Origin of the sequence: Pseudooceanicola sediminis (assembly GCF_003575965.1) — a bacterium.
Lineage (GTDB): Bacteria > Pseudomonadota > Alphaproteobacteria > Rhodobacterales > Rhodobacteraceae > Pseudooceanicola > Pseudooceanicola sediminis.
In genome coordinates this window covers 36,565-56,363 of record NZ_QWJJ01000016.1, presented here as the reverse complement: position 1 = coordinate 56,363, position 19,799 = coordinate 36,565, and the positions used below count along the sequence as shown (strand labels likewise).

Annotated in this window: 20 protein-coding genes; 5 read left to right on the top strand and 15 right to left on the bottom strand. The window is 66.1% G+C overall.

Going from position 1 to position 19,799, the window contains the following annotated elements; translation table 11 throughout:
* Window positions 1-6 precede the first annotated feature (6 nt).
* The 4 genes from DL237_RS16725 to DL237_RS16710 are packed head-to-tail and all read right to left on the bottom strand — an operon-like array spanning window position 7 to window position 3,013.
* The gene (locus tag DL237_RS16725; protein WP_158585671.1) at window positions 7-972 is read right to left on the bottom strand and encodes an alpha/beta fold hydrolase; all 966 of its coding nucleotides are present in this window, start codon (window positions 970-972) and stop codon (window positions 7-9) included.
* Window positions 969-1,886: an ornithine cyclodeaminase family protein gene (locus DL237_RS16720; protein ID WP_119400232.1), complete on the bottom strand. Its 918-nt coding sequence runs from the start codon at window positions 1,884-1,886 to the stop codon at window positions 969-971. Before DL237_RS16720 ends, DL237_RS16725 begins: the two co-directional genes overlap by 4 nt.
* Entirely contained in the window at window positions 1,883-2,512 is a 630-nt protein-coding gene (locus DL237_RS16715) for an HAD-IA family hydrolase (RefSeq protein WP_119400231.1), read from the bottom strand. The genes DL237_RS16720 and DL237_RS16715 overlap by 4 nt, the downstream gene beginning before the upstream one ends.
* Window positions 2,513-2,560: 48 nt before the next feature.
* Window positions 2,561-3,013 (bottom strand): YaiI/YqxD family protein, encoded by a 453-nt coding sequence (locus tag DL237_RS16710; protein ID WP_119400230.1) that lies wholly within the window; start codon window positions 3,011-3,013, stop codon window positions 2,561-2,563.
* 499 nt (window positions 3,014-3,512) lie between these two features.
* On the opposite strand from DL237_RS16710, the gene DL237_RS16705 reads away from it, so the two are divergent.
* Window positions 3,513-4,139: a TetR/AcrR family transcriptional regulator gene (locus DL237_RS16705; RefSeq protein WP_119400293.1), complete on the top strand. Its 627-nt coding sequence runs from the start codon at window positions 3,513-3,515 to the stop codon at window positions 4,137-4,139.
* 148 nt (window positions 4,140-4,287) lie between these two features.
* Window positions 4,288-4,608 (top strand): I78 family peptidase inhibitor, encoded by a 321-nt coding sequence (locus tag DL237_RS16700; protein WP_119400229.1) that lies wholly within the window; start codon window positions 4,288-4,290, stop codon window positions 4,606-4,608.
* A gap of 137 nt (window positions 4,609-4,745) precedes the next feature.
* On the opposite strand, the gene DL237_RS16695 is transcribed toward DL237_RS16700, so the two are convergent.
* Complete coding sequence (locus DL237_RS16695) at window positions 4,746-5,183, bottom strand: c-type cytochrome (RefSeq protein ID WP_158585670.1); 438 nt, start codon at window positions 5,181-5,183, stop codon at window positions 4,746-4,748.
* 403 nt (window positions 5,184-5,586) lie between these two features.
* Here DL237_RS16695 and DL237_RS16690 point away from each other — a divergent pair, with 403 nt between their 5' ends.
* Entirely contained in the window at window positions 5,587-5,928 is a 342-nt protein-coding gene (locus DL237_RS16690; RefSeq protein WP_119400227.1) for a DUF2794 domain-containing protein, read from the top strand.
* A 197-nt stretch (window positions 5,929-6,125) separates the two neighbouring features.
* Here DL237_RS16690 and DL237_RS16685 read toward each other — a convergent pair whose 3' ends face one another.
* The 3 genes from DL237_RS16685 to DL237_RS16675 form a co-directional block, all read right to left on the bottom strand.
* A complete protein-coding gene (locus DL237_RS16685) occupies window positions 6,126-7,013 on the bottom strand; it encodes a C40 family peptidase (protein ID WP_119400226.1) in 888 nt (295 codons plus the stop codon).
* A gap of 5 nt (window positions 7,014-7,018) precedes the next feature.
* On the bottom strand, window positions 7,019-8,446 hold the full coding sequence (locus tag DL237_RS16680; protein ID WP_119400225.1) for a leucyl aminopeptidase family protein: 1,428 nt from the start codon (window positions 8,444-8,446) through the stop codon (window positions 7,019-7,021).
* 72 nt (window positions 8,447-8,518) lie between these two features.
* Entirely contained in the window at window positions 8,519-8,899 is a 381-nt protein-coding gene (locus DL237_RS16675; protein ID WP_199672129.1) for a hypothetical protein, read from the bottom strand.
* A gap of 207 nt (window positions 8,900-9,106) precedes the next feature.
* Here DL237_RS16675 and DL237_RS16670 point away from each other — a divergent pair, with 207 nt between their 5' ends.
* The gene (locus DL237_RS16670) at window positions 9,107-9,757 is read left to right on the top strand and encodes a carbonic anhydrase (RefSeq protein WP_119400224.1); all 651 of its coding nucleotides are present in this window, start codon (window positions 9,107-9,109) and stop codon (window positions 9,755-9,757) included.
* A 259-nt stretch (window positions 9,758-10,016) separates the two neighbouring features.
* Here DL237_RS16670 and DL237_RS16665 read toward each other — a convergent pair whose 3' ends face one another.
* Both DL237_RS16665 and DL237_RS16660 read right to left on the bottom strand, forming a co-directional pair.
* Window positions 10,017-11,651 carry a DUF4139 domain-containing protein gene (locus DL237_RS16665; RefSeq protein WP_119400223.1) on the bottom strand — a complete coding sequence of 545 codons (1,635 nt, stop codon included), beginning with the start codon at window positions 11,649-11,651 and terminating at the stop codon, window positions 10,017-10,019.
* Window positions 11,652-11,829: 178 nt separating this feature from the next.
* Complete coding sequence (locus tag DL237_RS16660) at window positions 11,830-12,852, bottom strand: aspartate-semialdehyde dehydrogenase (RefSeq protein WP_119400222.1); 1,023 nt, start codon at window positions 12,850-12,852, stop codon at window positions 11,830-11,832.
* Window positions 12,853-13,095: 243 nt separating this feature from the next.
* On the opposite strand from DL237_RS16660, the gene DL237_RS16655 reads away from it, so the two are divergent.
* Window positions 13,096-14,004: an AEC family transporter gene (locus tag DL237_RS16655; RefSeq protein WP_119400221.1), complete on the top strand. Its 909-nt coding sequence runs from the start codon at window positions 13,096-13,098 to the stop codon at window positions 14,002-14,004.
* Between the two features lie 7 nt (window positions 14,005-14,011).
* Here DL237_RS16655 and DL237_RS16650 read toward each other — a convergent pair whose 3' ends face one another.
* The 5 genes from DL237_RS16650 to DL237_RS16630 are packed head-to-tail and all read right to left on the bottom strand — an operon-like array spanning window position 14,012 to window position 19,671.
* Complete coding sequence (locus tag DL237_RS16650; RefSeq protein WP_119400220.1) at window positions 14,012-14,752, bottom strand: SDR family oxidoreductase; 741 nt, start codon at window positions 14,750-14,752, stop codon at window positions 14,012-14,014.
* Between the two features lie 27 nt (window positions 14,753-14,779).
* A complete protein-coding gene (locus DL237_RS16645; protein ID WP_119400219.1) occupies window positions 14,780-16,231 on the bottom strand; it encodes an aldehyde dehydrogenase family protein in 1,452 nt (483 codons plus the stop codon).
* Window positions 16,232-16,271: 40 nt separating this feature from the next.
* The gene (locus tag DL237_RS16640) at window positions 16,272-17,858 is read right to left on the bottom strand and encodes an ABC transporter ATP-binding protein (protein WP_119400218.1); all 1,587 of its coding nucleotides are present in this window, start codon (window positions 17,856-17,858) and stop codon (window positions 16,272-16,274) included.
* On the bottom strand, window positions 17,855-18,727 hold the full coding sequence (locus DL237_RS16635) for an ABC transporter permease (RefSeq protein WP_119400217.1): 873 nt from the start codon (window positions 18,725-18,727) through the stop codon (window positions 17,855-17,857). Before DL237_RS16635 ends, DL237_RS16640 begins: the two co-directional genes overlap by 4 nt.
* A complete protein-coding gene (locus DL237_RS16630; RefSeq protein ID WP_119400216.1) occupies window positions 18,724-19,671 on the bottom strand; it encodes an ABC transporter permease in 948 nt (315 codons plus the stop codon). Before DL237_RS16630 ends, DL237_RS16635 begins: the two co-directional genes overlap by 4 nt.
* Between the last annotated feature and the right edge of the window lie 128 nt (window positions 19,672-19,799).

Sequence of the window (19,799 nt, the reverse complement as noted above, 5' to 3'; positions counted from 1 at the left end):
GATGGATCAGGCCCCGGTTTCCACCCCGGCTGTCGGCGCGCCTGAAAGAAAGGCGATGATCGGCGCGGTCACCTGCGCGGGGTGGGTGTGCACCATGCCGTGCCCCGCCTGCGCGATCACCACCTGCTGGGCGGCGGGGTTGGCCTGCGCCAGTGCATCGCTTGCCCGCAGGGGCACGACGCGATCCCCCTCAGCCCAGATTGCCAGCACTGGCAGGCCGAAGGCGGCAAAGGCCTCATGCTCGCTCGACAGATCCTCGCTGAGCATGAAGCGCCGGGTCGACAGGACCGAGCGTAGCAGGCCTCTGGTGCCGATCTCGGCCAGTTGACGCGCGGCAATGTCGGGGACCACCGAGGGCGCACCGCGCCCGACCTTGCTGCGCAATTCGGCATCGCCCAGTACCATGTTGGCCCATGTGCCGAGGATCGGCGTCTTGCGGGTGAATTCGGCAAAGCGCGACGGCGTGTCGCCAAACCCGGCGGGCGCGATCAGGATCAGGCTGGCGACCTGCGCCGGGCGGGCAGCGGCGAAGGCCGCAGCGATCCCCCCGCCAAGGGAATAGCCAACGAGGGTGACAGGGGCGGTTAGGCCTTGGGAGTCAAGCAGGTCCAGGATCTGGCGCTTGAAAAAGTACCGGTCCTGGCGGCCATGCGGGCGGTCCGACAGGCCGCGCCCGTAAAGATCATATGTCAGCACCCGCACCCCGGCATCGACCAGGCCGGGGATCATCGCATCCCAGACATAGGAGGAGGTGGTGAGGCCATGCACCATCACCAGCACCGGCGCATCGGGGTCGTCCTTTGGCCCGTGCCAGCGGTAATGCGTGATGCCCTGCGACAACGAGGCAAAGGCCCCCGAGGTCGCCCGTTGCCGGCGGCGCAGGCTGGCGACGCTGGTGCGGCGCGCCTCTTGCACGACGGGGAACAGGATCAGCAGCACCAGAGCGGCGCCGAGACCCCACCAGAGCGTCACTTGGCCGCCCGCCATGCATCGAGGATATGGCGCGCGGTCATCAGATCCAGATGCGCACCGCCGCCATTCTTGAACAGGGTGATCTGGTCGTCGCTGCTGCGCTGGAATGCGGGCAGATCATAGTAGTCGGCCCGCACGTCTGCGCGGGCGATCGCGCCCGAGGCGAGGGGGATCTTCATTTCGCCGATGTGATCCAGCGTCGTGTCGAAGCTGTCGACAAAGATGCTGGCACGTTGCAGCACGCTATCCTGCGCCTCGCGCATGTCGGGACGATAGGCACCGATCAGGTCGATGTGCTGGCCGGGTCGGAACCAATCGCCCTGAAGGAACGGCTCAACCGCCATGGTGGCGGAGGTGACGATATCGGCCTCGGCCACGGCGGCGGGCAGGTCGGGGGCAACGGTGCAGTCGGGATACTGAGCTGCAAGCGCCTCTGCCCCGGCGGGGGTGCGGTTCCAGATCAGAAAGCGCGCGTCGGGAAAGGCTGCACCATAGGCCTGACGCAGGGTCGCGGCCACCGCGCCTGCGCCGACGATCAGGATGACCTTGCTGTCCGGGCGGGCCAGACGGCGGGCGGCAAGCAGGCTGTCGCCGGCGGTCTTCCACTTGGTCACAAGGTGAAAATCCACCAGCGCCTCAAGCGTGCCGTCCTGATCTGACAGCAGATTGACGGCGCCATTGATCGCCGGTTTGCCGCTGTCCTTGTTGCCGGGAAAGATGGTCGCCGCCTTGACCGCCACCCCCAGCCCGTCGATCCAGGCTGAGCGGGTCAGCAGCGTGTCCCCCCCGCGATAGAGAAAGGTATCGCCGATCTCGGCCTTGGGCAGATCGTGGGCAGCGGCAAGAGCGTCCGTCAGGGTGAGCCAGTTCAGGACCGCCTCGCCCTGCTCAAAGGATATCTGGGGAACGCTCACGCCGCTTCCTCGGCCGTCAGATAGCCATCGGCCACCAGACGCGCGGCCCAGCCTTCGGGTGCGGTGAACTGGTGCGTCTGCCAGCCGCGCGCATTGGCGGCGGCGATATTGTCGGCCCGGTCGTCGGTAAAAAGCAGCTCGGCCCCGGAGAGACCGCTGTCGGCCTCAAGCATCTCGTAGATCTGCGCGGCGGGCTTGATCACCTGCATGTGCCCCGAGATATATTTGCGGTCGAATTCGGTCAGCACGGGATAGGCGCGGCAGGCGATGTCAAAGGTGCCGATGCCGAAATTGCTGAGCGCAAAGACCGGAATGCCTCTGGCGCGCAGGGCGCGCAGCAGACGCGCCGAATGCGGGATCGCAGGAGCGGCCATCGTCAGCCAGTCGCGATGCCACATCAGGATCTCGTCGCGCCATTCCGGCGTCGCCTCGGCCAGTGTCGCGGTCAGTTCGGCAAGGTCGCCGCCCCGGTCGACGGTGTCGTTCATGGCATGAAGGTCCACCGCCTCGAACAGCGCCTTGCGCCGCTCCGGCCCGATTACCGCGTCATAATGGCGTTCCGGGTTCCACCCGATCAGGACGTTGCCAATGTCGAAGACAACGGCCTTGGCCAGTTCTTTCTGCATTCTCTCCGCCTATTCCCTGTTTCCGGTCCACGGCCTATTGCTGGCCTGTTACCTGCTTTTCGCGGCGCGCAGCGCACGTTCCAGCGCATCCAAGAAACGGGAGCGGTCGGCCTTTGTAAAGCCCTTGCCGCCGCCCTGGCGAAATGGGTCCGCCGCGCGCAGATCCGCCATCAGGTCGCGCATCGCAAGCTGCTGGCCGATATTCGCGGCGGTAAAGCGGTCGCCGTTATGTCGCAGGGTTTCCGCCCCGGCCTCGACGCATTTCGCCGCAAGGGGAATGTCGCCCGTGATCACGACATCCTGCGGGCCGCACCGCTCGGCAATCCAGCGGTCCGCCTCGTCCGGGCCGGCGGCCACGATGACATGTTCGACATAGGGGTTGGGAGAGGGGCGCAAGCCGCCGTTCGACACCATGATGACCGGCAGCTTGTGCCGGGTGGCGACCTTTTCCGCCTCGTCCTTGACCGGGCAGGCATCGGCATCGACGTAGATCGTGGTCATGGGGTGAGTCCTGTCGTGGTTGGGGCGCGGTTCGGGATATGGTCAGGGCGCGTCACTGGCCCCGCGCCCCGCAGGCGACAGGCAGGGCGGCGAGTGTCTGCGCTGGTGCCGGGAACTGTGCCTGCGGCTGTGCCCGATTTGGTGGCAGATACGGCCATTGCGACGAAATGCCTTGGCCGCGCGGACCGGCATGCGGCCGCCCTTTCGCCGCTGGTGCAGGCGGCACCGGCACTCCGGCCCTTGTCATACATCGCGTATTTCCTATGCTTTGTCCGCACCGGATCATCGCAGAGTGGCCGGGGCCGTCAACCTGAGGCCGCGTCTGGCAAGACCACCCTGTTGCCATTTCGCGGCTGGACATTGACGCTGTTGAACAGTTTCTTGGCCGCGCGGGCCACAATCGGGACATGCGGCATCAACTGGGGTATACACGTTACGGGACCAGCATGTGCTGTCGGGTCTGACCGAGCATGACATGGCTTCGAGACAGGCAGAAAAGATGAACAATTTGACGCCGGAACGGCGCAAGGGACGCAAGTACGATCAGGTTCTGGAAGGGGCGCGTCAGGCGTTCCTGCAAGACGGATTCGACGGTGCCGGCGTGGATGACATCGCGCGCAACGCGGGTGTCTCCAAGGCGACGCTGTACAGCTATTTCCCGGATAAGCGCCTGTTGTTCATCGAAATTGCCCGGTTGGAATGCAAGCGCCAGGGCGACGAAGCCAAGAGCATCATGCCGCAGAATCTGCCCGTGCGTGACATGCTGAGTTTCATCGCGACGCGGATGGTCAGCTTTTTCAACTCGTCGTTGTCGCTGTCCATCTTTCGCCTCTGCGTCGCCGAGGCCGAGCGGTTTCCCGACCTTGCGCAGGAGTTCTATCGCAACGGCCCATTGATGGCGCAGACCAAGCTGGGGGCCTATCTGCGTGAGGCGACGGAACGCGGCGAGCTGAACGTCGAACACCCTGAATTTGCTGCAAATCAGTTCGCCGAGCTGTGCAAGGCAGGCATTTTCGCGCGGCTGGCGTTCGGCGTGGACAAGCGCATTTCACCGCAGGAATCCAGCTTTGTCGCGGCCGAAGCGGTGGAGATGTTCCTGGCGCGCTACGGCGTCACGCAGGATTAGGCGCGGCGTGATCGGCGGCGTGATCGGCGGTGCGATCGGCAGCCCCTTGCCCATGCCGCCCCTTATCGCGCATTCGACGGGTTTGGCGTTTGTAGCGCCCCTGCCCACGGGCTAGGCTGGCGCATCGAACACTGACCCGAGGATCGCAATGCCCCGCCGCCACAGCCATTTTGCCCTGATGATCTGCCTTGCGATGCTGGGCAGCGGATGCTCAGCGATTGCCGGGGGCGCGCCCGATCCGGCGCCGGGCAAGACGGTGCCCGTACCGCCCGCGTCCGAAACCACCTGCGGAGCCGAGGATTTCAACGACCTGATCGGCAAGATCTGGTCGCCCGAGTTGCTGGGGGATTACGACGGCAAGTTGCGGGTGCTGGAAAAGGGTTCCATGGCCACCATGGATTACGTGATCGGCCGCCTGAACGTCCGCCTGGACGAGGATGGCCGGGTCGAAAGCCTGAGCTGCGGCTGAGCACATAGCCCCGGGAAGTGCCGGCGCGGAGAGCCGCGCCAAGCCTGTTCAGGATCAGGGGTCAGGCCGCTTCCGGCACTTGAACCCGGGTCGACGTGCAGGGGATGGGGCGAAAATTTCCCAACCCCTGCGCGGGTTTACTTCATGCGATAGGTCTGGTGGCAGCCGCCGCAGGATGCCCCGATCTTGCCGACACCGGCCTTGACGGTCTCCAGCGAGGAGGGGTCCAGCGCCGCTGCCGCGGTTTCAAGCGCCGCGGCGTGGTCGACGAAATCATCCCAGTTTTCCCAGATCGCGGGCAGCGCCTCGGATTCCGGATCGGCCTCGTTCGGCTCGAACTTCGCGGGGATCTTCGCGGCGGCTTCGACCAGCGTGGCCTGGGCCGACGTTGCCTTGTCCGCATCGAAATCAACCTTGCCCTGCGCCATGCCGCCAAGAACGGCAAAGCTGCCACGGATCGTGCCCATCAGGTCCATGCGGTCCTTTACCGCCGGGTTGCTGACCTCGGCGTTGGCAAGGGCGGCGCCGGTCAGGGTCATCGCGCCAATCGTCATCGTCAGGATGAAGTGTTTCATCGTCATCTCCCTATTGTCATTGCGTCCACCTTACCCGCATCCACGGATGCGCCAAGGTGCCTCGGGCGCTGATCACGAAAAGATTAGATGCCGGAACACGTGGCGGAGCACTTCGTAGACAAACCTGCGGTGCGGGTCGACAAACCTGCGGTGCGGTGCCGTTTTACCGGATCAGCCGCGAATCGCCCGCACACCCCAGGTTAACAAGGGCCAAGGGCGAAAACGGCACGTCGGTGCCTGCGTCGGTATCCGAACGGTATCCGGGCGGTGCGGCCTTCAGCGCCGAGACGGGTTAACGCGGCGTGCGATGGGGCGGGGGCAAGCGGCGGGCCGTCGGGGCATTGCGCGCAATGCGGTGCGAAAGCGGCTTGATTTTGCCAGGCGGGGGGCGCAGGATTCCGACATGACGATACAAGGCCCTGCCCCCGTTCCGGGGATATCGCCCTCTCAGGTGGCGTTCCACCGAACCGAGATGAACGTGATCCTGTCGCTGTACGGCAGAATGGTCGCTGCGGGGGAATGGCGCGATTACGGCATTTCCAACCTGAGCGAAGTCGCGGTATTTTCGATCTTTCGCCGGACCGCCGAAAACCCCCTGTACCGGATCGAGAAGCGGCCAAAGCTGCGGGCACGTCAGGGCATGTACACGGTGCATGGCATGGACGGTCAGATCCTGCGGCGCGGTCACGACCTGAAAACCGTGCTGCGGGTGCTGGAACGCAAGCTGATCCGCGCGGTCGACTAGGCCGCGCCTGGGTGTCGCGTTTTGACAGGGTCGGGCTTGATCGGCCCGGATAGCGGCGCGGTGATGAGCAGGCCGGCGCAAGGTGCCCGCATCTGGCCCGCCGCGCGGCCCCGAGCGACGCCGGCCCGCAGCCCGCACCAACCTTATGACGGAACGCGCCGCATCAAAGGTAGGGCCGCATCAAAAGTGGCGCCGCATCACAAGAAAGGCAGGCGCCGCCGCGCCGTGATGGGGCCATCCCCGGCCGCGGCGATGCGGGCGATCGCGCCCTGAAGGTCTTCGAACGCCGTGCTCATCGAGCCGGCGTTGGCGTGCAGGATGCGCGTCGGGTCGGCCACCCAGGCGACATGCCCGCGCCAGAACAAGAGGTCGCCGCGTTTCAGCGGTGCGCCGTCCTCCAGCGGGACCCCGAGTTCGGACGCCTGCATGTCGCTGTCGCCGGGGCAATCGTGCCCAAGCATCTGGAGGGGCAATTGGACCAGCCCCGAACAATCGATCCCGAAGGCGGAATTGCCGCCCCAGAGGTACGGCGTGCCCAGCAGCCCCTCGGCCAGGGTGACGGGGTCGCGCAGGGTGGCCCCGAGCGGCGTGACATGCTGGCCCGGAACAAAGCCGAGATCGGTTTCTGCGAAACCGTTGTGCCAGCCGGTGACGGCCAGCGCGCTGCCCATCGACAGCGCCGCGCGGTCCGGCGTTTTCAGGTCTGCGGCCGTGTAGGCATGGCTGGCGCGGGCGGTGATGACATGGGTCGCGGTGGTCTGCGGACCAAGGGAGGCCTCGGTCAGGTAACCGGTGTAGCCGTCCTGCAACGCCTCGACAAAGGACCAGCCGTCGCGCGTGTCGTAGACGGTGACCTGCGCGCCCAGCAGCAACTGGCGATCCCGGGTGCCGCCGGGGCTGGCGCAGAGGTCGGCCACGGGTACCACCACCTGCGCCGGGGTGCCGTCGCTGTAGGTTTCGGCGCGCGCCTGGCCGCGCAGCCGGCTGGCGGCGACATGGGCATTGGCGGGCCAGCGGCGGCGGTCGGGCCGGTGTTGTGGGCTTTGATCGGGCCTTTTATCGGGCCTTTGGTCAGCGTCGCGCATCGTGCCTAGAGCCCCAGCAACAGGGGAAGAGCCGAGAACAGCGCCCGTGCGCCCTGCCCCGTGCCGCCCTTGGCGCGGGCGGGGGCGGCGGTGGGGTTCCAGCCGTAGATGTCAAAGTGGGTATAGCGGCTGGCGGTTCCGGCAAAGCGGCGCAGGAACAGCGCAGCGGTGATGGACCCGGCAAAACCGCCCTTTGGCGCATTGTCCAGGTCTGCGATCCCCGGTTCGATCATCGTCTCGTATGGTTCCCAGAATGGCAGGCGCCAGACCGGGTCGGCCACGACGCCACCTGTGTTCTGCAACGCGGTGGCAATTTCGGAATCGTCGGTGAAGAATGGCGCCAGGTCGGGGCCGACCGCGACGCGCGCCGCGCCGGTCAGCGTCGCCATGGAAATCATCAGGTCCGGCGTTTCCTCGGCCCCGAGGGCAAGGGCATCGGCCAGCACGAGGCGCCCTTCGGCATCGGTATTGTTGATCTCGACCGTCAGGCCGTTGCGCGCCGTCAGGATATCCTGCGGACGGAAGGCATCGCCCGCAATCGCGTTTTCGACCGCCGGGATCAGCACGCGCAGGCGCACCGGCAGGTCGCGCGCCATGATCATCTGCGCCAGCCCCAGCACGGTCGCCGCGCCGCCCATGTCCTTTTTCATCAGGCCCATCGAGGCACCGGGCTTGATGTTCAGCCCGCCGGTGTCGAAACACACGCCCTTGCCCACCAGCGTCAGTGTCGGGCCGTTGGTGCCCCAGCGGAGATCGATCAGGCGGGGCGCGCGATGGGGTGCGGCGGCGCGGCCAACGGCGTGGATCATCGGAAAGTTCTGCGCCAGCAGGTCGTCGCCGGTGATGACGGAGGTGTCCGCGCCAAAGCGATCGGCAAGGGCGCGCGCGGCCTGTTCAAGGTCGGCCGGGCCCATGTCTGAGGCGGGCGTGTTGATCAGGTCACGGGTCAGCGCCTCGCCCGTGGCGATCGCCTCAAGCCGGTCGGCGGGCAGGCCCTCCGGCGCGACAAGGCGGGCGGCAAGGGGGGATTGCGTCTTGTACCGGTCGAAGCGGTAGCCGGCGAACAGCCATCCGAGCGCCTCGACCTCGGCCATGTCCTCGGGCAGGCCGGAGGCAATGCGATAGCTGCCCTTTGGCAGTTTTTCCGCCGCCGCCGCCAGCCAGAAGCGGCCCCGGGCGCGGGCGGCGGCATCGCCATAGCCCACCAGCGCCATGATCGGCGCGCCGTCGCTGCCGGGGACAACGCAGGCCTGACGCAGACCGCCGGTAAAACCGGTGGCCGCCACCCAGGTGGCGACGGCGTCGGGCTGATCCTTGAGGAAGGCCGCCAGCGCATCGCTTTCGACGACATGCAACGGCAGGGCGTCGGACGAATCGGGGGCGAAGGTCAGGGCGGTGTGCGGTGCAATGTTCGGCGCGGTGGTCTCGGGCATCGGGGCAATCCTGCTGTGGTCTGACCATAGGGTAGACCTGTGCCGCCCAGCCGCAAGCCCCCGCATCAGGTGTCAGACGGTGATATCCTGCAAATCCCACACCGCGGTGAGAGAGCGTTCGCCGACGCGCAGCAAGCGGGCCAGCGTGGCGGCCAATGCAACAGGATCGCCCACGTCGATGCAGCGCGTCACATCCGTCGACACGCGCGCAAGGGCATTCATGCCGATCTGGTCGGCAATCGCCACGAGGCTGCGCGCCGATTTGCGCATGTCGCCCATCCGGTCCTGCCGGTAGAGGCGTTCGGTATGGCTGAGCCGCACCGCGACCTCCTCCATCGCGCGGCAGAGCACGTCTTCGGCCCCGGAATCGCCAAGTTGCAGATACAGCGCCTGCAGGCGGTCGGGATCGACACGCACGACCTCCTGCTGCGCCAGAACCAATACATGTTCCACGATATACTCACCCTTCTTCCATAGCCCCCACGGCCAATGGACAAGATGACCCCTCGACCTTCCCAAATCCTTGCGGAGGGGCCGGAAAACGGCGGCGAAAAAAGGTGTATTTGCAAAGGTTTTTCGGGCAATTCGCTGTTAATACGTTTCACCGGCGTCGACAGGGGCCTATAAGACCCTGAAGCTGACGCATCCGAGGAGCCTTCGATGGACAAAGCCAAGCCACTTCCCTCCCTTCTGGTGCAGCGCTATCACGGGTGGAAAGCCACGGCCTTTTCCGAAAACCGGGCGTGGTACAAGCGACTGGCCGATGAAGGCCAGCGCCCCAAGACCATGGTGATTTCGTGCTGCGACAGCCGCGTGCATGTGACCGGCATCTTTGGTGCCGACCAGGGGGAATTCTTTATTCACCGCAACATCGCCAACCTGATTCCGCCGCACCAGCCCGACGGCCAGCAGCACGGGACATCCGCCGCGCTGGAATACGCGGTGACGGCGCTGAAGGTCGCCCATGTCGTGATCATGGGGCATTCGGGTTGCGGCGGTGTTCAGGGGTGCCTGGACATGTGTTCGGGTCGCGCCCCCGAGCTGGAGGAGAAATCCAGCTTTGTCGGCCGCTGGATGGACCTGCTGCGCCCCGGTTACGAACGGGTCAAGGATCTGGACGGCTATGACGCGCAGCGCAGCGCGCTGGAACGCGAGGCGGTGCTGGTGTCGCTGGAAAACCTGATGACCTTTCCCTTTGTCGAGGAACGTGTCGCCACGGGCGACCTGTCGGTGCACGGGCTGTGGCACGACATCGGCAACGGCGCGGTCGAGCAGTACCTGCCCGCCGACAAGTCGTTCAAACCGATCTGAGCGGCGGGCGGGCTGCGCCAAAGGCACGGCACGGTGCCCGCCTTTGGGGCCACAACCGCCTAAGCTACGCCCCGTCCTGGGCACGCCCGTCCTTGGCACGCCCGTCCTTGGCACGCCCGTCCTTGGCACGCCCGTCCTTGGCACGCCCCCGCCCTTGGCACGAAAAAACCAGCCCCGGCCGATAGGCGCGGGGCTGGCGGGCTGAACCGGGTGCGCGGCGGGGATGACCGGCATCCGGATCAGATCTCTCACGCTCTGATCAGTTGAGGAATTTACCCTCGGGCCAGGTGATCTGGTGATCGAGCGAAACCTCGCGGCTGGCCCCGGCAGCCAGCGGAAAGCGCCATTCCAGGATGCCGCGCTTGCCGTCCACGTCCGTCACTTCGGGCATCGGATCGGCCTGCCAGGCAATCTTGAGGTCTTCCTGTTCGGAATAGGGCACGCGGTCGATCAGGCGCACGTCCCAGTCGCGCGCGGTCAGGTTGTCGAGGGTGATCGTCACCTCTTCGCGGCGTTCGTTCGAGCGCGCGATGATGCCCCGGTCGCCTTCGATACGGTCGTTGACGCGGCGTTCCAGGCGCAGCCCGTCGATGGGACCGAAGGCATATTCCGCCTCGTCCCCGTCGGCCAGCAGGTCGATGCTGCGACGGCCGACGAAGGTGCCGTCGAGGAACAGCTGAACGGCGTCGGTGGGCAACAGCATCTCGCCGCTGTCATTGGTAAAGCTGGCGACAAGATAGGCGGTCGGGTCCAGCATCGGGACGGCGCGGGCAAAGACCTGCGGCGTCAGGTCCAGCGTGCCGAGGTCGAGTTTCAGCGCGTCGGCGGCGCTGGCGACCGAGACCTTGCGCGGGTAATCATAGGTAAAGGTGACGCCGTTCAGCGTGCCCGTGCTGGCGGTGATCGGCGCGGGGGCGTCCATCATCATCGCGCCTTCGGCAGTGGCGGTGACCTTGGCGCTGCTCAGCCCGCGCGCCAGTGGCATCGGGCGCACCGGTTCATCCGTGATCTGGCGCAGGTCGGGCCAGAGGTCGCCCGGCTGCACCTGCCCCGAGGGGCGGGCGGTCGACAGCGTCAGCACAACATCGGTCCAGTTTTCGCCGGTCGACTGGTGCACGTAGGCGGCCCGGTCGACGGTCAGCGCCGGCGCGTCGGTGGTGGTCAGCGACATGTCATAGGCGGGCTGCCAGCCGGCATCGTAGCTGGTGTAGGTCAGGTCCAGCGTGCCGGAGACGTCGGCATCGGATTCGACCTCGATCGTCAGATAGCTGCGTTGGGTGTTTTCGTTCTGCACCGCCTTGAGCGCGGCCTGCGCCATGGCAAGGTCATCTTGCAAGGGCTCGGCCTCCTTCCTGATCGCCTCGGCGCGGTCGCGTGCCTCGGCGGCGTCCTTGCGGGCGGCCAGACCTTCGGTGCCGACAAGGTCGAGCAGATCGCGCAGGCGGGCCGGGTCTGCCGCGCCGGTGCTGTCGGAACGGCCCAGTTGCACGAGGAAGTCGAGACGCGCCTGGGCCGCGTCGGCCTCAAGCTCCGCGTCACGGGCGCGGCGTTCGACGGCTGCGATCTGGTCCTTCACGGCGTCGATGCGGGTTTGCGCGGCCTCGATCGCCGCGGTTTCGGCGTCGCTGCGGGGCGGGACGAAATCATCGCGGTAGGCGACCGCCCCGATGCTGGCCGCCGAGGTCGACAGGCGCAGGCTGGAGGGGTCGACGAAGGGCATGTCGGTCAGCACCAGACGGTGCGCCCCGGCGGGAATGTCGTAGCTGGACTGACGATGCACCGAGGCGCCGTCGGGAAAGACCGTCACGTCGCTGACGGAACTGGAAATGACGACATCCTCGGCCAGCAGGGCAGAGGGCGTCAGCAGGCAGAGGGCGATGAAGGCGGAGCGCATGGGGAACCTCGTCTTTGAATTTCCCCATGATGGTCATGTCCGGGGAAGCGTTCCAAGGAGGTCTTGTCGACAATCGCGTGATCGGCGGGTTTCAGCAGTTTCGCGCCCGCGCCCCGGGGTCAGAACGCAAAACGGGCGCCCCGCCGGGACGCCCGTTTGCAACCTGGTTGACTGAGGATCAGCCTTTTTTCAGCACTTTCTGGCCCAGGACTTCGGCGATCTGAACGGCGTTCAGGGCCGCGCCCTTGCGCAGGTTGTCCGACACGACCCAGATGTTCAGGCCGTTGTCGATGGTGCTGTCCTGGCGGATGCGGCTGATGAAGGTGGCATAGTCGCCGACGCATTCGACAGGGGTGACGTAGCCGCCATCCTCGCGCTTGTCGATGACCATGCAGCCGGGCGCTTCGCGCAGGATGTCACGGGCTTCGTCTTCATCGAGGAAATCCTCGAATTCGATGTTGACCGCTTCGGAGTGGCCGACGAACACCGGCACGCGCACGCAGGTCGCGGTGACCTTGATGGCGGGATCGATGATCTTTTTCGTTTCCGCGACCATCTTCCATTCTTCCTTGGTCGAGCCGTCTTCCATGAAGACGTCGATATGGGGAATGACGTTGAAGGCGATCTGCTTGGGGTAGGTTTCGGACGAATAATTGTCGGTCGGGTTGTAGATCGACTTGGTTTCATCCCAGAGCGTGTCGATGCCCGCCTTGCCCGAGCCGGAAACCGACTGGTAGGTCGACACGACAACGCGCTTGATCCGGGCGCGGTCATGCAGCGGTTTCAGCGCCACGACCATCTGCGCGGTCGAGCAGTTGGGGTTCGCGATGATGTTCTTTTTCGCGTAGCCGAGGACCGCGTCCGCGTTCACTTCCGGCACCACCAGCGGCACGTCGGGGTCGTAGCGGTAGAGCGAGGAGTTATCGATCACGATGCAACCGGCGGCCGCCGCCTTGGGCGCATATTCCTTGGTCGCAGTCGAGCCGACGGCGAACAGGGCGATGTCCCAGCCGGTGAAATCGAAGGTGTCGAGGTCCTTGGTCTTGAGGGTCTTGTCGCCAAAGCTGATCTCGGTTCCCAGCGACTTGCGGGATGCCAGCACGGCGATCTCGTCAATCGGGAACTCACGCTCGGCCAGAATGTTCAGCATTTCGCGGCCCACGTTGCCCGTGGCGCCTGCGACGACGACTTTGTAACCCATAGTGAAAGACTCCTATCAATCGGGACGGGGGTGCATACCCCATGTGCGGTTCGGTTGGAAGGGGTAGCGCGGTGATGGCGCATATCAACCGATGTCATGGATCGCAGGGGCCACGCGCCCCCTATGATCGGCCATGGGAGTGGCGCATCGGGGCGCCTGGGCATCAAGCGCGCTGGAAGTCCGCGGGCGGGCAGGCTAGCACGGGGATGCACGTTTCCGATCCGCCCCGGGCGAGGTATCCCTTTGCTGTTTTTCACCATTTGGCCGCTTTTCGCGATGATCTGCCTGGGCTTCATCCTGGCGCGGAGCAGGTTCCCGTCAGAGGCGTTCTGGCCCGCGGCCGAACGGTTCAATTATTTCGTCCTGTTTCCGGCGCTGCTGGTGTCGAGCCTGGTGGCGGCCCCGCTGCGCGATCCGGCGATCCTGCGGCTGGGCGGTGCGGCGGTGGCGACCGTCCTGCTGGCCAGTGCGGGCCTGGTCGTGCTGCGGCGGCTGCGCCCGGTTCCGGCGGCGCGCTTCGGGCCTGCGTTGCAGGGGGTGGTGCGGTTCAACACCTACCTCGGGCTGGCGGTGACGGCGACGCTGGCCGGACCGGAGGGGCTGGGCCGCGCGGCGGTGGTGCTGGCGGTGCTGGTGCCGCTGGTGAACGTGCTGTCGATCATCGCGCTGAGCGAGCGGAGCGAGGGGCAATCAGCGACCCTGCTGATCCGCACGATCCTGCGCAATCCGCTGATCCTGGCCTGTATCGCTGGGATGACCCTTGCGCTGTCGGGGATCGGCCTGCCCTTCGGGTCCGACCGGCTGGTGAAACTGCTGGCGCAGGGCAGCCTGCCGTTAGGCCTGCTGTGCGTCGGGGCAGCCCTGCAACCGGCGGCGCTGCGGCGCGAGGTCACGGCGCTGGCGGGCAACAGCGCGCTGCGCCTGCTGGCCATGCCAGTGCTGGGGGCGGTCATCGGGGGGCTGTTCGGCCTGAACGGGGTGGAGGCGCTGGTGCTGGTGATCTTTTGCGCGATCCCGACAGCGCCGACCGCCTATGTCCTGACGCGCCAGATGAACGGCGACGGCACGTTGATGGCGGGGATCGTCACCGCGCAGACGCTGGCCGCGGTGGTGACGATCCCCGTCGTTCTCATGCTGTTCGGATACCGCTAGGGGCCGATCAGATGCAGCGGCCGCCGTCGACGGTCATGCACATGCCGGTGACCATCCCGGCCTCGTCCGAGCAGAGATAGAGCGCGGCATCCGCGATATCCTTGGGCGTGGTGAACCGGCCCATCGGGATCGAGGACAGGAACTTGGCCCGCACTTCGGGGGTGTCTTCGCCCATGAAGCTTTGCAGCAGGGGCGTTTCGCCCGCGACGGGGTTCACCGCGTTCACGCGGATGCCGAAGGGGGCGAGTTCGACCGCCATCGAGCGTGTCGCGGTGTTCACCCAGCCCTTTGACGCGTTGTACCACGTCAGGTTCGGGCGCGGGCTGATCCCGGCGGTGGACGAGATGTTGAGGATCGCGCCGCTGCCCTGCTGCTTCATGCGCGGCACCAGGATTTTCGCGGCGCGGTAGATCGCCTTGACGTTGACGGCATAGATCAGGTCGAAATCCTCTTCGGAGACATCCTCCATCGGTTTCGGCAGGTGGGTGACGCCGGCGTTGTTGACCAGGATGTCGACGGGGCCAAGCTCGGCCTCGGCGCGGTCGAACATGGTCAGCAGGCTGTCGGGGTCGGTGATGTCGATGCCATGCCCGAGGCCGCCGATCTGGCTGGCGACGTCATGGGCCAGTTCGCCCTTGAGGTCCGCGACCATGACGCGTGCGCCTTCCTCGGCAAAGCGGCGTGCGATGCCTTCGCCAAATCCCTGTGCCGCGCCGGTGACGATGGCGGTCTTGCCCTGAAGTCTCATGTAGTTTCCTCCGATAATATCAGCGTGTCAGCCGTGAAAGGCCGCGACGGTCTTGAGCGTGGTGAAGCCGTAGAGGGCCTCGAACCCCTTTTCGCGGCCATGGCCGGATTTGCCGACACCGCCAAAGGGCAGTTCGACGCCCCCTGCGGCACCGTAGTTGTTCAGGAACACCTGACCGGCCCGGATCGCCTTTGCCAGACGCATCTGGCGCGCGCCGCTGTCGGACCAGACACTGGCGACAAGGCCGTATTCGGTGCCGTTGGCGATGGCGATGGCCTCGGCTTCGTCATCGAAGGGGATGACGACCTGCACCGGGCCGAACACCTCGGTCTGGGCCAGCGTGTGATCCGGCGAAACCCCGGCGAACAGGGTCGGCGGCACGTAATAGCCCCCCGAGGGCAGATCGCCCAGGGTCGCCTGCCCGGCCAGCTGCAGATCGTGCCCCTGGTCGATGAAGCCCGACACCAGCCCCTTTTGCCTGGCCGAGATCAGCGGCCCGACGTCGAGGTCATCGACCGCAGCGCCGACCCGCAGCGCGCCATAGCGGGCGGCCATCTTTTCAACCACTTCGTCGTAGCGGGCGCGCTGGACCAGGATGCGCGAGGAGGCAGAGCAGGTCTGACCGGCGTTCTGAATGCCCGCGTTGACGAGGAACGGCAGCGCGGCATCGAGGTCTGCATCGTCGAACACGATCTGAGGGCTCTTGCCGCCCAGTTCCAGCGTGACGGGAATGACATTCGCCCCGGCGGCGATCTGAACCGCGGCGCCCGTGGCCACCGAGCCGGTGAAGGAGATGTGGTGCAGACCGGGATGGGCGGTCAGTGCGGCCCCGGCCTCGGCCCCCAGGCCCGTCACGACGTTCAGCACACCATCGGGCAGACCGGCCTGTTTCGCCAGGTCGGCAAAGGCCAGCGCCGTCAGGCAGGCATCCTCGGCCGGTTTCAGCACGCAGGTGTTGCCCGCCGCCAGGGCCGCCCCGACAGAGCGCCCGATGATCTGCATCGGATAGTTCCACGGCACGATATGGCCGGTCACGCCATGCGGTTCGCGCAGGGTATAGACGGTGTAGCCATCCATGAACGGAATGGTCTGGCCCAGCAGCTTGTCCGCGGCGCCGCCGTAGAATTCCATATAGCGCGCCAGCGCCACGACATCGGCCCGCGCCTGTTTCATCGGCTTGCCGACATCGCGCGCCTCGAGAATCGCAAGCGCATCGATCCGGTCCAGCACCAGCTGGCCGAGGCGGGTCAGGATGCGGCCGCGTTCGACGGCGGGCGTGCGATGCCAGATGCCATCAAAGGCGTCGGTCGCGGCGGTCACGGCGGCGTCGATCTCGGCTTTGCCGCCACGGGCGATGGCGCCAATCTCCTCGCCCGTGGAGGGGTCGTGCAGGGGCAGCGTACCGGCGGTGGCAGGCACCCATTCGCCCGCAATCAGGCAACGGGACGGGTCGAACCAAAGTTCGGGAATGGCAGTCATGATATTCCTCCGGGCCCCGGCGTGGGGGCCTCTCCTTCTCTCAGACGTCTTCGGGCAGGCGCGGCGCGGCCGCGACCAGCTGTTGTGTATAGGGATGCTGCGGGTTGTCGAGCACCTGTTCGGTCGCCCCCTGTTCGACGATCTCGCCCAGCTGCATCACCAGCACGCGGTCGGTGATCGAGCGGACGACCGACAGGTCGTGGCTGATGAACAGATACGTCAGCCCGAAGCGATCCGAAAGATCTGCCAGCAGATCGAGGATCTGGGCGCGCACCTGCACGTCGAGCGCGCTGACGGCCTCGTCCAGGATGATCAGGTCGGGTTTGGTGATCAGGGCACGGGCAATGGCGATGCGCTGGCGCTGGCCGCCGCTGAATTCGTGGATGTACTTGTGCTGATCCGCAGCCGTCAGGCCGACCGCCTCCAGCGCCTCGGCAATGGCGGCGGCGCGTGCGGCGCCCTGCGGCGGGTTTTCCGACAGGTGGAACGGTTCGGTGACAAGGCGCCCGACCCGGTGGCGGGGGTTGAAGCTGCCGTAGGGGTCCTGAAACACCACCTGAAGGCGGCGGCGCACCTGCGGGTTGGGCCGGTGGCCGGTGAAGACCGGCTGACCGCCAAGGGTGATTTCGCCCGATTGCACCTGTTCCAGCCCCAGGATGGCGCGGGTCAGGGTGGATTTGCCGCAGCCGGATTCGCCCACCAGCCCCAGGCTTTCGCCGCGCTTGATCTGAAACGACACGCCGCGCACCGCATGGATCACGCGCGGCGGCCCGAACAGCGCCTTGCGCGGCAGGGTATAGCTGCGCACCACGTCCTGCACGACCAGCAGCGCGTCGTCGTTGATCACCGGGTCACGGTCCGGCGCATGGGTCGAGGCCGCCAGCAGCGCGCGCGAATAGGGGTGCTGCATGGTCTGGAACAGGGTCCTGGCAGGGCCATGTTCGACCACGCGGCCGCGTTGCATGATCGCGATCTCGTCCGCCATGTCGGCCACCACGGCAAGGTCGTGACTGATGATCAGCAGGCCCATGCCATCCTCGCGCACCAGCCGCGTCAGCAGTTTCAGGATCTGCGCCTGCGTGGTCACATCCAGCGCCGTCGTCGGTTCATCCGCGATCAGCAGCGCCGGGCGCAGGGCGATGGCCATGGCGATGACAACCCGCTGCCGCTGACCGCCCGACAACTCATGCGGATAGCGCGTCAGCGGAAAGCGGTCCTCGGGCAGCTCGGCGCGGGCCAGGGCGTCGCGGGCGCGGTCCATCGCCTCGCGCCGGCTGATCCGTTCATGCACCAGGATGGTTTCGGCAACCTGATCGCCAATGGTCTTCAGCGGGTTCAGCGCCGTCATCGGCTCCTGGAACACCATGCCGACGGCATTGCCGCGCAGCGCACACATCTGCGCCTCGGACAGGTCCAGCACGTCCTGCCCGGACAGGGAAATGCGCCCGGTGCAGGCCGCCCCCGCGGGCAGCAGTTGCATGGTGGCAAAGGCGGTCATCGACTTGCCCGAGCCGCTTTCCCCGATCACGCCGAGGATCTGCCCCGGTGCGACGGACAGCGACACGTCATGCAGGATCGGCGTGCCGTGGATCGACAGCGACAGGTTCTCGATTGTCAAAAGGCTCATGTACGGCCCCTGCGCAGCTTGGGATCAAAGAGGTCGCGCAAGCCGTCGCCCATCAGGTTCAGCCCCAGCACGGTCAGCAGGATGGCAAGACCGGGAAACAGCGCCATGTGCGGAGCAAACGAAATGAACGTCTGACTGTCCGCCAGCATGCGCCCCCAGCTTGGCGTCGGCGGCTGTGCGCCAAGCCCGACATAGCTGAGGCCCGCCTCGGCCAGGATGCCCAGCGAAAACTGGATGGTGCCCTGCACGATCATCATGTTGGTGATATTGGGCAGGATATGTTCCCAGCTGATGCGCGCCGCGCCCTTGCCGGCAACCCGGGCGGCCAGGATATAGTCGCGCTGCCACAGGCTCAGCGCGCTTGAGCGGGTCAGCCGGGCAAAGACGGGAATGTTGAAGATGCCGATGGCAATGATAGCGTTGGTGGCAGACGGGCCAAAGGCCGAGGTGATCATGACGGCGATCAGCAGCGACGGAAAGGCAAAGACCAGGTCGTTGGTGCGCATGATGACCTCGTCCAGCAGGCTGCCCCGCCGCGCGGCGGCCCACAGGCCCAGCGGCACCCCGATCAGCATCCCGATGCCGACCGCCAGCACGGCCACGGCAATCGAGGTGCGCGCGCCCTGCATGATCATCGAGGCGATATCGCGGCCATAATGATCGGTCCCCAGCCAGTGCGCGCCGCTCGGCCCCTTGATCTTGTTGGCGATGTCCAGGGTCGCGATGTCGTAGGGCACCCAGACAAAACTGATCAGCGCAGCGGCGACAAAGGTCAGCGTCAGCACCAGCCCGAGGATCAGGCTGCGCGACCGCAGGACGATCCGCAGCGTCGATGGCGTCTGCGCGGGGGACAGGGACGGCTCGCTCATCTGCGCACCCTCAGCCGGGGGTCAACGAAGGCATAGGCGAGCTCGACCAGGAAATTGACCATGACGACGGCAAAGACCAGCAGCATGACGACGCTTTCCACCACGATCAGATCGCGCGCGGAAATTGCCTGAAAGATCAGCCTGCCCAGGCCGGGCAGATAAAAGACGTTCTCGATGATGATCCCGCCGGCCAGCAGAAAGGAAAACTGCATGCCGATGATGGTCAGGACAGGGATCATCGCATTTCGCAACGCATGCCGCCACAAGGCCTGACGGCGTGTCAGCCCCTTGGCCCGCGCGGTGCGGATGAAATCCTCGGACAGGGTATCCAGCAGGGCCGAGCGCATGACCCGCGCCAGGATCGACGCCTGCGGCAACGCCAGGGCGATGGCCGGCAGGGTCAGCGACTTGATCGCCAGCAAGGGCCCCTCGCTCCAGCCGGCAAAGCCCCCGGCAGAGAACCATTGCAGATTGATGGCAAAGACCAGCACCATCAGCATGGCGAACCAGAAGTTGGGAACGGCCACCCCCAGCTGTGTCAGCCCCATGACGGAAACATCGGCAACGGATCCGCGCCGTGACGCCGCCCAGATCCCGACCGGAAAGGCAATCAGTACCGTCAGCGCCAGCGCATAGAGCGCCAGCGGCAACGAGACCTGCAAACGATCGACGATCATCTGCGCCACCGGCGTGCGATAGGTATAGGATACGCCGAAATCCCCGTGCACCATGCCCGACACCCACGTGACGTAGCGCTCCGCCGGTGCCTGGTCCAACCCAAGCTCGGTGCGCAATGCCGCCAAGGTGTCTTCCTGCGCATTGACCCCCAGCATGACCGACGCAGGATCACCCGGCAGAACCTCGATCGCGGCAAAGATCACGACAGACGCCGCAACCAGGCTGAGGATCAGCGAGGTCAGTCGCGTCAATGTGTAGCGAAGCATGGAATATCTTCCCGAGTCGGTGTCATGTCGATCTCAATGCCATCTGTCATCTGCGGTGGGGGCGCTGCCCCCGCCGCGCGTGCCGCGCGACTCCCCCGGGATATTTCCGACAGGGAAACCCCTTGGAG

What these genes read in the sequence shown, in the direction of transcription:
- DL237_RS16690 (WP_119400227.1), top strand. Translation starts at nt 5,587, where the DNA reads ATGACGATACAAGGCCCTGCCCCCGTTCCGGGGATATCGCCCTCTCAG.
- DL237_RS16645 (WP_119400219.1), bottom strand. Translation starts at nt 16,231, where the DNA reads ATGACTGCCATTCCCGAACTTTGGTTCGACCCGTCCCGTTGCCTGATT.
- DL237_RS16710 (WP_119400230.1), bottom strand. Translation starts at nt 3,013, where the DNA reads ATGACCACGATCTACGTCGATGCCGATGCCTGCCCGGTCAAGGACGAG.
- DL237_RS16665 (WP_119400223.1), bottom strand. Translation starts at nt 11,651, where the DNA reads ATGCGCTCCGCCTTCATCGCCCTCTGCCTGCTGACGCCCTCTGCCCTG.
- DL237_RS16700 (WP_119400229.1), top strand. Translation starts at nt 4,288, where the DNA reads ATGCCCCGCCGCCACAGCCATTTTGCCCTGATGATCTGCCTTGCGATG.
- DL237_RS16630 (WP_119400216.1), bottom strand. Translation starts at nt 19,671, where the DNA reads ATGCTTCGCTACACATTGACGCGACTGACCTCGCTGATCCTCAGCCTG.
- DL237_RS16685 (WP_119400226.1), bottom strand. Translation starts at nt 7,013, where the DNA reads ATGCGCGACGCTGACCAAAGGCCCGATAAAAGGCCCGATCAAAGCCCA.
- DL237_RS16680 (WP_119400225.1), bottom strand. Translation starts at nt 8,446, where the DNA reads ATGCCCGAGACCACCGCGCCGAACATTGCACCGCACACCGCCCTGACC.
- DL237_RS16695 (WP_158585670.1), bottom strand. Translation starts at nt 5,183, where the DNA reads ATGAAACACTTCATCCTGACGATGACGATTGGCGCGATGACCCTGACC.
- DL237_RS16705 (WP_119400293.1), top strand. Translation starts at nt 3,513, where the DNA reads ATGAACAATTTGACGCCGGAACGGCGCAAGGGACGCAAGTACGATCAG.
- DL237_RS16650 (WP_119400220.1), bottom strand. Translation starts at nt 14,752, where the DNA reads ATGAGACTTCAGGGCAAGACCGCCATCGTCACCGGCGCGGCACAGGGA.
- DL237_RS16660 (WP_119400222.1), bottom strand. Translation starts at nt 12,852, where the DNA reads ATGGGTTACAAAGTCGTCGTCGCAGGCGCCACGGGCAACGTGGGCCGC.
- DL237_RS16670 (WP_119400224.1), top strand. Translation starts at nt 9,107, where the DNA reads ATGGACAAAGCCAAGCCACTTCCCTCCCTTCTGGTGCAGCGCTATCAC.
- DL237_RS16640 (WP_119400218.1), bottom strand. Translation starts at nt 17,858, where the DNA reads ATGAGCCTTTTGACAATCGAGAACCTGTCGCTGTCGATCCACGGCACG.
- DL237_RS16715 (WP_119400231.1), bottom strand. Translation starts at nt 2,512, where the DNA reads ATGCAGAAAGAACTGGCCAAGGCCGTTGTCTTCGACATTGGCAACGTC.
- DL237_RS16635 (WP_119400217.1), bottom strand. Translation starts at nt 18,727, where the DNA reads ATGAGCGAGCCGTCCCTGTCCCCCGCGCAGACGCCATCGACGCTGCGG.